Origin of the sequence: Actinokineospora enzanensis DSM 44649 (assembly GCF_000374445.1) — a bacterium.
GTDB classification, from domain to species: domain Bacteria; phylum Actinomycetota; class Actinomycetes; order Mycobacteriales; family Pseudonocardiaceae; genus Actinokineospora; species Actinokineospora enzanensis.
Genome location: NZ_KB894403.1, coordinates 444,737 through 460,722, shown reverse-complemented (window position 1 = coordinate 460,722; position 15,986 = coordinate 444,737). Strand labels below are relative to the sequence as shown.

4 protein-coding genes and 2 pseudogenes are annotated in these 15,986 nt (G+C 73.8%); 5 read left to right on the top strand and 1 reads right to left on the bottom strand.

Annotation, left to right across the window (positions count from 1 at the left end):
- Positions 1–76: 76 nt before the first annotated feature.
- Positions 77–4,921: pseudogene (locus C503_RS47595) on the bottom strand (SDR family NAD(P)-dependent oxidoreductase); the annotation flags it as partial.
- A 299-nt stretch (positions 4,922–5,220) separates the two neighbouring features.
- On the opposite strand from C503_RS47595, the gene C503_RS0101910 reads away from it, so the two are divergent.
- From C503_RS0101910 to C503_RS37395, 5 genes and pseudogenes are all read left to right on the top strand, one after another.
- Positions 5,221–6,672: an arylsulfotransferase family protein gene (locus C503_RS0101910; protein WP_018680503.1), complete on the top strand. Its 1,452-nt coding sequence runs from the start codon at positions 5,221–5,223 to the stop codon at positions 6,670–6,672.
- Positions 6,669–7,997 (top strand): adenylyl-sulfate kinase, encoded by a 1,329-nt coding sequence (gene cysC, locus C503_RS48740; RefSeq protein WP_018680502.1) that lies wholly within the window; start codon positions 6,669–6,671, stop codon positions 7,995–7,997. Before C503_RS0101910 ends, cysC begins: the two co-directional genes overlap by 4 nt.
- Entirely contained in the window at positions 7,994–8,632 is a 639-nt protein-coding gene (locus C503_RS0101900) for a sulfotransferase family protein (protein ID WP_018680501.1), read from the top strand. The genes cysC and C503_RS0101900 overlap by 4 nt, the downstream gene beginning before the upstream one ends.
- Before the next feature lie 68 nt (positions 8,633–8,700).
- A pseudogene (locus tag C503_RS37400) lies at positions 8,701–12,678 on the top strand (type I polyketide synthase); the annotation flags it as partial.
- Between the two features lie 47 nt (positions 12,679–12,725).
- Complete coding sequence (locus C503_RS37395; protein ID WP_018680499.1) at positions 12,726–15,902, top strand: S8 family serine peptidase; 3,177 nt, start codon at positions 12,726–12,728, stop codon at positions 15,900–15,902.
- Positions 15,903–15,986 lie beyond the last annotated feature (84 nt).

The window sequence follows — 15,986 nt, the reverse complement described above, 5'->3', positions numbered from 1 at the left end:
TCGGGCACCGGTTCGTCCTTTCTGAAACCTCGGGCAGCGTTCGGCCGCGGGACACCTCTCGATTGTGGACGGTGATTCACTGACCGGGGTAATCCCATCCACTTATAAGATCGTCTTGTGGTTGGTCGGGCAGAACGGGCACGGCGGTCGGAATCGCCGGTGTGGCGGCGGAAATCGCGGACCGTCGGGTGGATTGGTCCGCCGGTGTGGCGATCGACACGGTGATCGGTTCGGGAATGGGAACGGGTTCGGGAATGGGAACGACGGGTCCGGCGCCCGACCCGGTCCCGGCGGCCAGGTACCTGGCGAGCGCCACCGGGTTGGGGTGGTCGAACACCAGCGTCGGCGGCAGCGGCCTGCCGGTCGCCGCGCTGAGCCGGTTGCGGAGTTCCACCGCGGACAGCGAGTCGAAACCAAGGTCCCGGAACTGGCGCGCCGGGTCGACCGCGGCGGCGTCGCGGTGCCCGAGCACCGTGGCCACCTCGCGGCGCACCAGGGTGAGCACGTCCGTGCTCGCCTCGCTCGCCTGCCCCGCTGTCGGGTCCGGCCCACGATCGGCCGAGCCGGTGGGGATCCCGCTGTGCCGCAACGGCACCAGCACCGGGTCCGGGATTCCCAGTGCGCGGTCGAACAGGGCCAGTGCGTCTGTTATGGACAGTGGGGCCATGCCGGTGCGCGCGTTCCGGCCCAGGTCGGCGGTCCGCGCGCCGAGGTGCGCCCACGCTCCCCACGCCAGCGAGGTGGCGGGCAGCCCGACCGATCGCCGGGTGCGGGCCAGCGCGTCGAGATAGGCGTTGGCCGCCGCGTCGTGTGCCTGCCCGGCCGCGCCGAGCACCCCGGACGCGGAGGAGAACAGCACGAACAGGTCCAGGTCCGCGGTGGCGGTCAGCTCGTGCAGGTTCCCGGCGCCGATGACCTTGGCGGGCAGCACCCGCTCGACCTGGCGCGGCGTCAGCGCGCCGATTGCGCCGTCGGCCCGCTCGCCCGCCGCGTGCACCACGCCGACCAGCGGCCGGTCCACCTCGATCTTGGCCAGCACGGCGGCGAGCGCGGCCCGGTCGGTGACGTCGCAGGCGCGGATCACCACCGACTCCGCGCCGTCGGCCCGCAGCTCGGCGGCCAGCGGGTCCTCCGGCGCGGCCGACCGGCTGACCAACACCAGGTGCCGGGCGCCGTGCTCGCGCACCAGGTGCCTGGCCAGGATCCGGCCCAGCGCGCCGGTGCCACCGGTGACCAGCACGGTCCCGGTCGCGAGCCTGCGGGGTGTAGTCGTGCCCGGCTCGGTGCCGGGTGGCAGGGTCACCGCGAGCTTGCCGGTGTGCGCGCCCGCGCGCATGAGCCGCAGCGGTCGGGCGATGTCGCGGACGTCCCACGCCCGCGGCGGCACCGGGCCCAGCTCGCCGCGTCCGGCCAGCGCGACCAGCAGGCCGAGCAGCTCGCCGAGCCGGTCGGGCCCGGCGGAGTCGAACAGGTCGAACGCCCGGTACTCGACGCCGTGCTCGCGGCGCACCTGGTCCGGGTCGCGCGGGTCGAGCTTGCCCATGTCGATCAGTCGCCCGCCGGGCGCGAGCAGGTCCAGGGAGGCGTCCAGCAGCGGCCCGGTCAACGAGTTGAGCACCAGGTCGGCGCCGCGGAACCGTTCGGCGAACCCGGCGTCCCGGGACGAGGCCACCTCGGTGACGCCCAGCGAACGCACCAGGTCGTGTTTGCCGGGCGAGGCGGTGGCCAGCACCCGCGCGCCCGCCAGCTGCGCCAGCCGCACCGCGGCCATGCCGACGCCGCCCGCGGCCGCGTGCACGACCACGGTCTGCCCGGCACGCAGGCCGCCCAGGTCGAACAGCCCGTGCCAGGCGGTCAGGTAGGCGACCGGGACCGTGGCGGCGGTGGCGAACGACCAGTGCGCGGGCAGGTGGGCCAGCAGCCGCTGATCGGTCACCGCCCGCACCGCGAAGGCGCCGGGGACCACGCCGAACACCCGGTCGCCCGGCGCGAACGCGGTGACGTCCCGGCCGACGCGGCCGACCACGCCCGCCGCCTCCACCCCCATCGCCCCGGTGCCCGGGTAGGAACCCAGCGCCAGCAGGACGTCCCGGAAGTTGATCCCGGCCGCGCGGATCTCGATCTCGACCTCGCCCGGCCCCGGCTCGCGCTCCTCGGCGGGCACCGGCGCCACGTCCTCCACCGCGCCTCGCGCGCCCGGCGCCAGCCGCCAGCCACCGGCGGGCAGGTCGAGCCCGCCCGGCGCGTGCGGGGCCAGGCTGGGCACCAGGATCGCGGTGCCCATCGACACCGCCTCGCCCACCGCGGCGGCGGCCACGGCGGCCACGTCCAGCGGCCCGGCCCGATCCACGATGGCGAACCGGCCGGGGTGCTCGGCGCGCGCGGACCGGATCAGGCCCCACACGGCCGCGCCCGGCAGGTCGGTCGGTGCCTCGTCGCCCGCCGCGCCGCGAGTCACGACGGTGAGCACCGCGTGCCGCCAACGCTCGTCGGCGAGCCAGTCCTGCACCAGTTCCAGCGTCCAGGAGACGGCCTCGGTCGGGGTCGACCCGCCGCGCTCGACCAACACCATGTCGGGCACGGGCGCGCCCGCGTTGAACGCGGCGGCCAGCGCGGCGAGGTCCGGATAGCGCGCGGCGGCGCCGGTCCACTCGGCGTCGCCCAGCACGGCGACCTGGCCGGTGCGGGTCGACGGCGTGCCGGGGTTCCAGCGCAACGAGAACAGCCCGGCCGGGGCCGCGCGCAACCCCAGGGAGCCCACCGACAGCGCGGGTTTGCCCTCGGAGTCCACCGCGGCCAGCTCGACCGAACCGTCCGATACGGACAGTCGCACGCGCAGCGCCCGCGCACTGCGGTGGCCGGAGCGCACCTCGGTGAACGTGTGCGGCAGCCCGTCGGCCGCCTCGCTGTCGCCGAGCACGTGCAGCGCGGCGTCCAGCAGCGCCGGGTGCACGTCGAAACCGCGCACCTGGTCGGCGTCCACGATGGTCTCGGCGTAGAGGCAGCCGTCGTCGCCGTGCCAGGCGCGGCGCAGCGCACGGAAGGCGGGCCCGTAGCCGTAGCCGCGGCCGTCGAGGTCGCGGTAGAGCCGGATCAGGTCGACCGGGCGGCCCGGCGGCGGCCAGGTGGCGGCCCACGGCACGGGGGACGGCGCGCCATCGTCGGCGCGCAGCCCGCCCGTGGCCCGTAATGTCCATTGTGGACTTTCCGGGTCGTCGGCGGTGGCGTGCGACTCGATCCGGATGGCGCGGCCGCCGTCCAGCGGGGCCGCCGCGATCACCCGGATCTCGCTGCCCACAACGGGAATCGGGGAGTGCAGCACGAGCTCGTCCAGCACCGGGTGCTCGGTGCGACGGCCCACGTGCAGCGCGCACTCCACCAACGCGGACGCGGGCAGCGTCGGTGTACCCGCCACGACGTGCTCGGCGAGCCACGGGTGCGCGTCCAGCGCGGCGGTGAACACGAACTCGCCGGTCTCGCTCTCGAAACCGCTGTCCAGCAACGGATGCGGCGCGGCGAGCGCGCCGGTCCGCAGCGGCAGGTGGTCGGGCAGCCAGTACCGGGTGCGGGTGCCCTCGGGCGCCGGGGGTTCGGCGGGCCAGGCCGCGTCACCCTGTTCCAGCAGCACGTGCGCGTTGGTCCCGCTGATGCCGAACGCGGAGACCCCGGCCCGGCGCGGACGCCCGCGATCCGGCCACGGCGTGTTCTCCCGCAGCACCTCGATCGGCCCGGCCGCCCAGTCGACGCCGTCGCAGACCTCCTCGACGTGCAAGGTGCGGGGGAGGACCCCGTGCGCCATGGCGGCGATGGCCTTGATGATGCCCGCCGCGCCCGCGGCCGAGGCGGAATGGCCGATGTTGGACTTCACCGACCCCAGCCACAGCGGCGCGCCGCGGTCCCGACCGTAGGCGGCGACCAGCGCGTTGCCCTCGATCTTGTCGCCCACCTGGGTGCCGGTCCCGTGCGCCTCGATCAGGTCGATGTCATCCGGTGTCAGACCGGCGTTGCGCAGTGCCCGCGCGATCACGCGCTCCTGCGCGGGACCGCTGGGCACGCGCAGGCCCTCGGTGGCGCCGTCGGAGTTCACCGCGCTGCCGCGCACCACCGCCAGCACCCGGTGCCCGTTGCGGCGCGCGTCGTCCAGCCGCTCCAGCACCATCATCCCGGCGCCCTCGGCCCAGGCCGTGCCGTCCGCGCGGCTGCCGAACGCCTTGACCCGCCCGTCCGGTGCCAGGCCGCGGGTCTGCGCGAAGTCGACGATGGGGCCGGGGGAGCTGATCGCGTTGACCCCGCCCGCCAGCGCCAGGTCCGACTCGCCCGAGCGCAGCGACTGGCAGGCCAGGTGCAGCGCCACCAGCGACGAGGAGCACGCGGTGTCGATGGTCATGGCGGGCCCGGCGAGGTCGAGCACGTAGGACAGCCGCCCGGACAGCACGCTGGACAGGCTGCCGGTGAGCCGCTTGCCCGCCACCGTCGCCGGGCTCAGGTGCAGCGGCATGCCGTAGTCGAGGTGGGCCACCCCGGTGAACACTCCGGTCTCGCTGCCGCGCAGGTCCGCCGGGTCGATGCCCGCGTGCGCCAGCGCCGCCCAGGTCACGTCCAGCAGCAAGCGCTGCTGCGGGTCCATGGCCAACGCCTCGCGCGGACTGATGCCGTATCGGTCGGCGTCGAACAGCGGCAGATCGTAGAGGAAACCGGCCTCCCGCGTGTAACTGCGGCCGGGTCGGCGCGGACGGCGGTCGAAGATGCCTTCCAGGTCCCACCCCCGGTCCCGGGGAAAAGGTCCGATGGCGTCGCCGCCGGAAATCACCAGTTGCCACAGTTCGGTGGCCGAGCCGACCGCGCCTGGGTAACGGCAGCCGAGGCCGATTACCGCGATCGGCACGGTCGCCGGGGTTGTCGCCGGGGTTTCGGTGTCCACTGGCCGAACATAAGACGCGCTCCCTGCTAATCGCTACCCCCGCTCCGTCCGAGGGATATAAGAAACAGCTATAACATCTGTTGGTAATAATTCCGGGAATGCTTCGACCTTGGCCTGCCTCGCCCCCTGTGCGATGCTGGCCGAGCTTCCGGATCACGGTGGTACCGATCCGGTATCCACCCCTCGGCCGTATGGATGTCGGAATGTCTCAGTCGACGAAATTCACCCGTGAACGTGCGCGCACCCTGATTATCGGTGCCTTTTTCGGCGTACTCGCCGTCGGTATATCCGATTTACCCGTGTCCGCCGCGCAGGCGGGCCAGGCGTTGCCCGCCGTGTACGCGGCACCCACCGCCCGCACCGCGCCCGCCCCGGCGAGTGGGTCGGACGGACTGGTCCAGCGCTACTACTCGCGCCCGGACCTGGTCCCGCCCGCGATGGCGATCGACCTCAAGACCGCGCCCCTTTCGCCCGGCCTCATGCTGCTGACCCCCAAGGCCACCACCAACGAGCAGCTGGGCCCGATGCTGATCGACGACACCGGCAGCCCGGTGTGGTTCGCCCCGCGCGGCGACAAGCTGCGCCTGGTGATGAACGCCCAGCAGCAGACCTACAAGGGCAAGCCGGTGATCATGTGGTGGGAGGGCTCCTGGGTCCCCCTCGGCTGGGGCATGGGGCACGTGGTCATCGCGGACGACCACTACCGCACCATCGCCCAGGTCGGCATGGACGACAGCATCGACCTGCACGCGATCAAGATCACCCCGGAGAACACGCTGCTGGCGGTGAGCTACCACACCACCAGCGTGGTGGACGGCAGGCCGACGCTGCGGCCGATCGTCGAGTGCACCATCCGGGAGATCGACATCGCCTCCGGCAAGGTGCTCACGACCTGGAACAGCCTGGACCACATCCCGGTCACCGAGTCCTACCTGCGCTCCAACGAGCTGATGGGCTGGGACTACCTGCACTTCAACGCGATCGACCTGGACGCGAACGGCAACATCGTGGTCAGCGGCCGCAACACGCACACGATCTACACGATCGACCGGCACAGCGGGCAGATCCTGTCCCGGCTGGGCGGCCGGTTCTCCGACTACAAGCTCACCCCGGACGCGGAGTTCGCCTGGCAGCACAACGTGCGTTACCAGCCGGGCGGGTTCAGCATGTTCGACAACGAGGCAGCCGCCGCGTTCCCGTCGGTCCCGCCGAGCAGGCCCGCCTCGCGGGCGATCCTGCTGCACGTCGACGAGGCCACCAAGACGGCCACCCTGGCGCGCTCGGTGAGCACCGTGGACGGGTTGTCGACCGGCACCCAGGGCAGCAACCAGCTGCTCCCGGACGGGCACGACCTGGTCAACTGGGGCGACACCGGCAGGCTCAGCGAGTTCGACGAGAACAACCAGCTGATCTTCGCCGCGCACTTCACCGGCCCGACGGTCAACACCTACGTGGCCAACCACGTGGACTGGCACGGCACGCCGACCGACCCGCCCGCGGTCGCCGCCTACGGCAACGCGCAGGGCGTCGCGGTCTACGCGAGCTGGAACGGCGCCACCGAGCTGCGTCGCTGGCAGCTGCTCACCGGCAACGACCGCAACCACCTGAAGGTGGTGACCACCGCGGACCGGTCCGGCTTCGAGACCATGGTCACCGCGGCGGGCGCCGCCAAGTACGCCCAGGTCCGCGCGCTCGACGCGAACGGCAGGGTGCTGGGCTCCTCGGCGGTCGTGTCGGTGACGCCGGCATGAGCACCCGGGGCGCGGTCATCTGGCTGACCGGCTTGTCCGGCGCGGGCAAGTCCACCATCGCGCGGCGGCTGGCAGGCGAGCTGGCGGGCGCCGGGCTGCCGACCGAGGTGCTCGACGGCGACGAGGTCCGCGCCGGGCTGTCCGCCGAGCTGGGCTTCAGCAAGCACGACCGGGACATCCAGGTGCAGCGCGTGGGCTACCTGTCCCGGCTGCTGGCCCGGCACGGCGTCACCGTGATCGTCGCGCTGATCTCGCCGTACCGCGAGGCCCGCGACGCCGTGCGGGCCAGCCTGGACGGCGCCTCCGCGCCGTTCCTGGAGGTGCACGTCCGGGCGCCGCTGGAGGAGCTGATCCGGCGCGACACCAAGGGCCTGTACCGCAAGGCGCTGGCGGGCGAGATCGACGGGTTCACCGGCATCAGCGACCCGTACGAGCCGCCCGCCCGGCCCGAGCTGGTGATCGACACCGACGCCTGCACGCCGGTCGCGGCGGTCGAGCGGATCCTGGCGCTGCTGCGCCGGTCCCCGGCCGACACCCGCGACCACGTGCTGGCGGGCGAGCTGGCGGTCACCGCGGGCAGGCGGCTGCTCGGCCTGCGCGCCGAGCGCGGCTTCACCGACCCGGCAGCGCTGCGCGACGCGGGCGACAAGATCTCGCACGCCTACCTGGCCGACCGGATCGCCGAGCACCGCCCCGCCGACCACCTGCGCTCCGAGGAGTCCCCCGGGGACGGGACCGGCGACCGGCTGTGGATCGTGGACCCGCTGGACGGCACCCGCGAGTTCGGCGAGCAGGACCGCACCGACTGGGCCGTGCACGTCGCGCTGTGGCGGCGCGGCACGCTCGCCGCGGGCGCGATCGCGCTGCCCGCGCGGGACCTGGTGCTCAGCACGCTGGACGCGCACGCCCGGCCGCGTACCCCGGGTCGGTTCCGGATCGCGGTCAGCCGCACCCGGCCGCCCGCGCTGGCCTCGGCGCTGGCCGCCGAGCTGGACGCCGACCTGGTGCCGATGGGCTCCGCCGGGGTGAAGATCGCCTCGGTGCTGCTCGGCGAGACCGACCTGTATGTGCACGGCGGCGGGCAGTACGAATGGGACTCGGCGGCGCCCGTCGCGGTCGCGCTGGCCGCGGGCCTGCACGCGAGCAGGCTGGACGGTTCCCCGCTGGTCTACGGCGGCCAGGACGCCTGGCTGCCGGACCTGGTGGTGTGCCGGGCGGGTGACGCCGACCGGGTGCTGGCCGCGATCCGCGAGCTGGCCCCCGCCCCCGCGCCCGCGGCTCCGTCGCGGGCGGACACCCCGGCCGCACAGAAGGAGCAGGCATGAAGGTCATCGGCGCCGGACTCGGCCGCACGGGCACCGCATCGGTGAAGGCCGCGTTGGAGCGGCTGGGCTTCGGCCCGTGCTACCACATGTTCGAGGTCACCGAGCACCCCGGGCACGGTCAGCAGTGGCTGGCCGCGTTCGCCGACGAGCCGGTCGAGTGGGACGGCCTGCTCGCGGGCTTCGAGTCCACTGTGGACTGGCCGGGCTGCTCGTTCTGGCGGGAGCTGTCCGCGCGCTACCCGGACGCGAAGATCCTGCTCACCGAGCGGGACCCGGAGTCCTGGTACAAGAGCATGTCCAGCACCCTGCTGCCGGTCTGGAAGATGGCCGCTGACCCCGCGAAGATGGCGGCCATCCCCGGCTACGAGTGGTACGGGCGGCTGGTCTCGGCGATCGCGCAGCTGTCCTTCGGCGGCCGCCTGGACGACCGCGACCACATCATCGGCCGGTTCGAGGCGCACAACGCCGAGGTGCGCGCCGCCGTGCCTGCCGACCGGCTGCTCGCCTACACCGTCGGGCAGGGCTGGGAACCGCTGTGCGAGTTCCTGGAGGTGCCGGTGCCGGACGAGCCCTTCCCGCACCTCAACGACACCGCGTCGTTCCAGTCCATGGTCGAACGACTGGTCAAGGCCTGACCGCTCGTGTCCGGAAGGGCAAGGCACCACCGATGGATGAGCAGCTGCTCGCCGAGTTACGCCTGCTGCGGGCCAGGGTCGCCGAACTGACCGAGCCGATCGCCGTGGTCGGCGTCGGCTGCCGGTTCGCGGGCGGGGTGGACTCGGCCGACGAGCTGTGGGACGTGGTCGCGGCGGGCCGGGACCTGGTCACCGGCCCGCCCGCGGACCGCGGCTGGGACCCGCGCGGCCTCACCGGCGGCGGGTTCCTGGCGCACGCCCTGGACTTCGACGCCGACCTGTTCGGCGTCACCCCGCGCACCGCGCCCGCGCTGGACCCGCAGCAGCGGGTGCTGCTGGAGGTGTGCTGGTCGGCGTTCGAGGACGCGGGCATCGCCCCCGGCGGCCCGGACACCGCGGCCGAACCGGTCGGCGTGTTCGTCGGCGTGGTCAACCACGACCACGGCGCCCGGCTGCGCACCGTGCCCGCCGAGGTCGCCGGGCAGCTGGGCCTGGGCGGCGCGGCCAGTGTGCTCTCCGGCCGGGTCGCGCACACCTTCGGGCTCAGCGGGCCCGCGGTCACCATCGACACCGCCTGCTCGTCCTCGCTGGTCTCGCTGCACCTGGCGGTGCAGTCGCTGCGCCGCGGCGAGTCCGCGCTGGCCCTGGCGGGCGGCGTGACGGTGATGTCCACCCCGATGACCTTCACCGAGTTCGGCCGGATGGGCGCGCTGTCCGCGGACGGCCGCTGCCGTGCCTTCGCCGAGGGCGCCGACGGTTTCGGCCCGTCCGAGGGCGCGGGCGTGCTGGTGCTGGAACGCCTCTCCCGCGCCCGGCGGCTCGGCCACCGCGTGCTCGCGCTGGTCCGCGGCACGGCCAGCAACTCCGACGGCGCCTCCGGCTGGCTCACCGCCCCCGACCAGGACGCCCAGACCCGCGTGGTCGCCGCCGCGCTCGCCGACGCCGACCTCCGACCGTCCGATGTGGACGCGGTGGAGGCGCACGGCACCGGCACCCGGCTCGGCGACCCGATCGAGGCCCGCGCGCTGACCGCCGCCTTCGGCCGGGACCGGGAGCGGCCGCTGTGGCTGGGCTCGGTCAAGTCCAACATCGGCCACACCCAGGCCGCCGCGGGCGTCGCGGGCGTGATCAAGATGATCGGCGCCCTGCGGCACGGCGTGCTGCCCCGCACCCTGCACGTCGACACGCCCAGCTCCGGCATCGACTGGGGCCCGGTCGCGTTGCTGCGCGAGGAAGTGCCCTGGCCGGACACCGGCCGACCCCGCCGCGCGGGCGTGTCCGCGTTCGGGATCAGCGGGACCAACGCACATGTCGTGCTGGAACAGGCCCCCGAGTTCACGGCACCCGAGACTGCTGAGCCCGAGTCCACATCGGGCGTCACCGACCTGGGCCTTGTCGGTCCGACCGTGCCGCTGCTGTTGTCCGCCGCCTCCGCCACCGCGTTGCGGGCGCGCGCCGATCAGGTGCGTGAACTGCTGCAACGGGAACCGTCCCTGGGCGGCGTCGGCGTCGCGCTGGCTCGCGGACCGCTGCTGGGACACCGCGCCATCGTGCTCGCCTCCTCGCCCGAGTCCGCCACGGCCGGGTTGGCCGCCGTGGCGGAGGCTGGAACGGCCGCGGACGAGTCCGTGACCGTCGTGCCCGGACCGGGCGACGTCGGCCGCGGCGGGTCCGGGGTGGTCCTGGTGTTCGGCGGCCAGGGCGCGGAGTGGGTCGGCATGGGGGAGGAGCTGATCCGCACCTGCCCGGTGTTCGCCGATCGCATGGCCGAGTGCGCCGACGCGTTCGCGCGCCTGGTCGACTGGGACGTCCGCGCGGTGCTGTCCGACCCGGACGCCCAGCGGCGGGTGGACATGCTGCAACCCGCGCTGTTCTCGATGATGCTCTCGCTCGCCGCCGTCTGGCAGGCCGCGGGCGTGCGCGTGGACGCCGTCGTCGGGCAGTCCCAGGGCGAGGTCGCCGCCGCCTGCTTCGCAGGCGCGCTGTCCCTGGACGACGCCGCCCGCGTGGTCGTCGCCCGCTCCCGGCTGGTGGCCGGGCTCGACGGCGGCGCCATGGCCTGGATCCACGCCCCCTGGGACTGGGTGCACGCCGCCGCGCACGTCGTGGGCGGCGCCAACGGCTCGGTGTGCGAACCGGACGGCTGCCCGATCACCGGCGTCTGGCTGGCCGCGGTCAACTCGCCCACCTCGGTCGTCGTCTCCGGCACGCCCGAGGTGCTCGACGCGCTGGTCGCCTACTGCGAGCCGCACGGCGTGCGCGCAGGCCGTACCCCGATCGGCTACGCCTCGCACTGCCCGCACGTGGCCGTCGTCGAGGCCCCGCTGCTGGCCGAGCTGCGCGACATCACCCCGTGGCCGGTCCAGGTCCCGATGATCTCCACGGTGACCGGCGCGGACGTCGGCACCCTGGACGCCGAGTACTGGTACCGCAACCTGCGCGCCCCCGTCCGCGTCGACCGCGCCGTCACCACCCTGGCCGCGCTCGGGCACACCGCGTTCGTCGAGGTCAGCGCGCACCCGATCCTGACCACGGCGCTGCACCAGAACCTGCACGGCCACGGCAGCCCCACCGTCATCCCGTCCATCCAGCGCGACGACGGCTCGCCTGCCCGGCTGCTGACCAACCTGGCCACCGCGCACGTGCACGGCGTCGCGCTCGACTGGCCCGCGGCGCTGTCCGCGCTGCCGGACGCGCCGGTGCGGCTGCCCGGCTACCCGTTCCAGCGCAGCCGCTACTGGATCCCCGCCGAGCGGCAGACCCTGGGCACCCTCATGCGGCTGGAGTGGACCAGGGTCGAGCCCGCCCCGGCCGGGCTGCCGGTGGTCACCGCCGACGAGCTCGTCCCGGGCGCGCCGAGCCTGCTCGTGCTGCCGGTGACCGCCTCGGACATGCTGGACGCGCTGCGCGAGGTGTCCGAGGCGCTGACCCGCTGGCGCACCGATCCGGCGTGGGCGCAGGTCCGCCCGGTCGTGGTCACCCGCGGCGACTCGCCGGACGATCCCGCCTGCGCGGCGGTGTGGGGCTACGTGCGCTCCGCCCAGCTCGCCCACCCCGACCGGGTCAGCCTGGTCCACCTACCGGAGTCCGAGCCGCTCGCCACCGTGGCCGCGATCGCGGGCGCGGGCGGGCAGCTGCGGCTCGACGCCGACGGCCTGCACGAGCCGAGGCTGGCGCCCATCGTGGGCCAGAGCCCGGCCCCCGATTTGACCGCGGGCACGGTCGTGATCGCGGGCGGCACCGACCCCGAGCGGGCCATGTTCGCCCGCGCCATGCTCGACCTCGGCGCCCGCGACCTGCTCGTCCTCGGCGCGCCGATCGACGGGCTGGCCGCCTCCCCGACGGTCCGGTACACCGACCAGGACGTCACCCAGGCGCTCGCCGCCACCGAACACCTCGCCTGCCTGGTCTACGCGGGCGCCCGCTACGACGAGGCGCGCGCGCTCGACGAGCTGACCGCCGAGGCCGCGCTGTTCGTCCTGTCCGGCAACGTCTCGGGCATCTCCGGCGGCAAGGGCGCCGTGCCCGCCGCCGCCCTGGACGCGCTCGCCCGCCGTCGGGCCGCGCGCGGGCAGCGGGCCCTGTCGCTGGCCTGGGGGCCGGACGAGGAGATCCACCACGGCATCACCCCGCTGTCCTTCGCGGACAAACAGGCACTGGTCGCGGCCGCGCTGCGCACGCCTGAACCCGTTCTGGCCGCCATCGAGCTGGACACCGCCGCGCTGCGGTTCTGGCCCACGGTGCCGGTCCCCTTGCGCCATCTCGCGGTGCTCGCCGATCAGCGGGCACCGGTCGAGGTGACCGTGGATGTGGAGAACCTGCTGGACCTCGTGCGCGAGCACGTCGCGGCCGTCCTCGGACGGCCGGGTGCCGCGGCGGTGCACGCCGGGGCGCCCCTGCGCGACCTGGGTTTCGACTCGCTGACCGCGGTGGAGCTGCGCAACCGGCTCAGCCTGGCCACCGGCGTCGCCCTGCCGCCCACGCTGGTCTTCGACCACCCCACACCCGCGGCGGTGGCCGAGTGCCTCCGCGTGGAACTCGCATAGCCCAACCCCGGTTCGGAGGAACCATGCGTACTACCAGGAGGCGTTCGATGGTACGGCTGGCCGCCGTGACCATCGCGCTCGGCGGCGTGCTGAGCGGCGTCCAACTCGTCCCGGCGTTCGCGGCCCCGCCCGCGGTGGCCACCGCCGGGGGTCGCGCCGTCACGCTGCTGACCGGCGACCGGGTGGTCGTCGACACCCTGGGCCACCGGCAGATCCAGCCGGGACCGAACCGCGGCAACGCGATGTTCTCGCTCTACGAGCAGAACGGGCACCACTTCGTCGTGCCGGTGGAGGCGCTGACCCCGATCAACGAGGGCCGCGTGGACGAGCGGCTGTTCGACATCGACGGCCTGCTCGCCGACGGCTACGACGACGCGCACAGCGCCACCCTCCCGGTGATCGTCACCTACCAGCCGGGCATCGCCCCGGTCGCGCTCGCGGGCGTGGCGAGCAGCCGGAACCTGGCTGCGGTCAACGGCTCGGCCATCGAGGCCCGCCGGGACGGCTCGGCGTGGAGCGCGGTGGCCAACCCGGGCGTGCGCAAGGTGTGGCTGGACGGCGTGCGCAAGCCGCTGCTGGACAAGAGCGCCGTGCAGATCAACGCCCCGGCCGCCTGGACCGCGGGCTACACCGGCACCGGGGTCAAGGTCGCGCTGCTCGACAGCGGCATCGACACCACCCACCCCGACCTGGCCACCCAGGTCGCCGCCGAGCAGAACTTCACCGGCTCCGGCGACGACCTCGACCGGCTCGGCCACGGCACCCACCTGGCCTCGATCATCGCGGGCAACAACGCCAAGTACCGCGGCATCGCCAACGGTGCCACCCTGCTCGACGGCAAGATCCTGGACGACAACGGCACCAGCCGCGACTCGTGGATCATCGCGGGCATGCAGTGGGCGGTCGACCAGGGCGCCAAGGTCGTCAACCTGAGCATCGGCGACAACGACCTGCCCGGCGTCGACCCGCTGGAGGACGCGGTCAACACGCTGTCCGCCCAGCACAACACGCTGTTCGTGGTCGCGGCGGGCAACGGCGGCGCCAACCCCGGCACCATCGACTCGCCCGCCAGCGCGGACGCCGCGCTGACCGTCGGCGCGGTCGACCGCGCCGACAAGATCGCCAGCTTCTCCAGCCGCGGCCCGCGCATCGGCGACGGCGCCGTGAAGCCGGACATCACCGCCCCGGGCGTCGGCATCGTGGCCGCCCGCTCGGCGGCCTCGGTCGGCGACGGCCGGTACGTGTCCGACACCGGCACCTCGATGTCCGCCGCGCACGTCGCAGGCGCCGCCGCCGTGCTGTCCTCGCAGCACCCGGACTGGACCGGCGAGCAGCTCAAGGATGTGCTGATGGCCAGCGCCAAGCCCGGCCAGCAGCAGACGATCTTCCAGGAGGGCACCGGCCGGGTGGACGTCGGCGCGGCCATCGCCCAGCAGGTCTCCTCCTCGCCCGCCTCGGTGCACATGGGCCTGGAGCGGCTGCCGGACACCGGCGGCCAGGACTTCACCAGGAAGGTCACCTACCGCAACACCGGCACCGCCGACACCACGCTGGACCTGAAGATCGTGCTGCTCGGCCCGGACGGCAAGCTCACGAGCATGGCCACCGTCACCCCGTCGAAGCTGGACATCCCGGCGGGCGGCACCGCGACGGCCACCTACGCGGTGAACCCGGCCACCGCCACGCTGCAGGGCGTCTACGGCGGCCTGGCCACCGCGACCGGACCAGCGGGCACCGTCCGCACCCCGATCGCCTTCGTCCGCGCGGAGCAGACCTTCGAGATGACGGTCGACCAGATCGGCCTCGACGGCTACCCCGCCGTCAACGGCACCGTCACCTTCATCTCCAAGGCGCCGGGCGCCTACCGGTATCCGGTGACCGCCGCGGGCCGGGTGCGCCTGCCCAAGGGCGAGTACTCGGTCAGCTCGGCGCTGGTCGGCGAGAACGTCGACTGGCTGTTCCAGCCCACCTTCACGGTGACCGCGGACGCCAAGCTGACCGTCGACTACCGGCAGGCCAAGCAGCTGCGCATCGCCCCGCCGGACCACACCGCCCGGTCCACCTTCGCCGACGTCGCGCTGAACTACGGCGACCTCTACGCGGGCTTCGCGGGCACCGACATCACCCGCACCTTCACCGGCACGATCGGCGACCCCGCCCCGGGCAACGCGGTCACGTACAAGATCCAGTCCCAGTGGGTCGGCGACGACGGCGACTTCTACGGCCTGGCCTACTTCGGCCACGGCAGCCTGCCCGCGGGCCTGGACAAGCACCCGTCCAAGCGGGACCTTGCACACGTGCGGGCCGACCTGCGCGGCACCAACCCGGGCAACATCGGGCTGCGCGGCGCCGGGCCGTTCCCGGTCGAGGGCAGCGTGATGGACTCCAACCCCGGCTACCAGGCCGCGGCGCTGCCGTTCGCCCGCGACGAGTACTACACGACCGAGAAGGACGGCGCGGCCTGGGTGTCCGAGCTGGTGCAGATGCCGAAGACCGGCACCACGCCGGAGGCCGTGCTCATCAGCCCGCTGCGCCGCTACCGAGCGGGCCACGACTACCGCGAGACCTACAACCAGGGCGTGTTCGCGCCGTCGTTCCCGCCGGTGCCCAAGGGCCAGTCCTACATCTACCGCACCAAGGACACCCTCCGGGGGACCATGTCGCTGTTCGGCGACGGCGCAGGCAACGCGGGCGACGCCCCGGTGGCGAGCAAGGTCACCACGCTCTACCAGGGCGACACGAAGCTGGGCGAGTCGACCGACCCGACGCAGCAGGCGACCTTCGCCATGCCCGCCGCGGACGGCACGTACAAGCTGGTCGCGGATGTCGTCCGGGCGCCGGGGACCACGGACGTGTCCACCCACGTCACCGCGTCCTGGACGTTCCCGTCGAGCCACACGGACGTGACGACCCCGATCGTGCTGTCCACGCTGCGGGTCAGCCCGAACCTGGACCAGAACAACACCTCGCTCAAGGGCAGGCCGTTCGCGGTGCCGTTCTCGCTGCAGCAGCAGGGGTCGACCGACACCCAGGCGCCGCGCACGCTGAAGGTCGAGGCCTCCTACGACGGCGGCAAGACCTGGCAGAAGGTGCCGGTGCTCTTCGGCACCGCCTTCCTGTGGCAGCCCAACCAGCCGGGCACGGTGTCGCTGCACGCCGTCGCCACCGACAAGGCGGGCCAGACGGAGGAGCTGACCGTCATCGACGCCTACAAGCTGCGCTGACGGACAACTGAACAGCGGTAACGGACGAGCGGTGTGGCGCGGGGAGACAGGCCCCGCCGCCACACCGCTCGGTCGTGTCCGGGT

Coding starts and splice junctions, on each gene's coding strand:
- cysC (WP_018680502.1), top strand. CDS start 6,669: ATGAGCACCCGGGGCGCGGTCATCTGGCTGACCGGCTTGTCCGGCGCG.
- C503_RS0101900 (WP_018680501.1), top strand. CDS start 7,994: ATGAAGGTCATCGGCGCCGGACTCGGCCGCACGGGCACCGCATCGGTG.
- C503_RS37395 (WP_018680499.1), top strand. CDS start 12,726: ATGGTACGGCTGGCCGCCGTGACCATCGCGCTCGGCGGCGTGCTGAGC.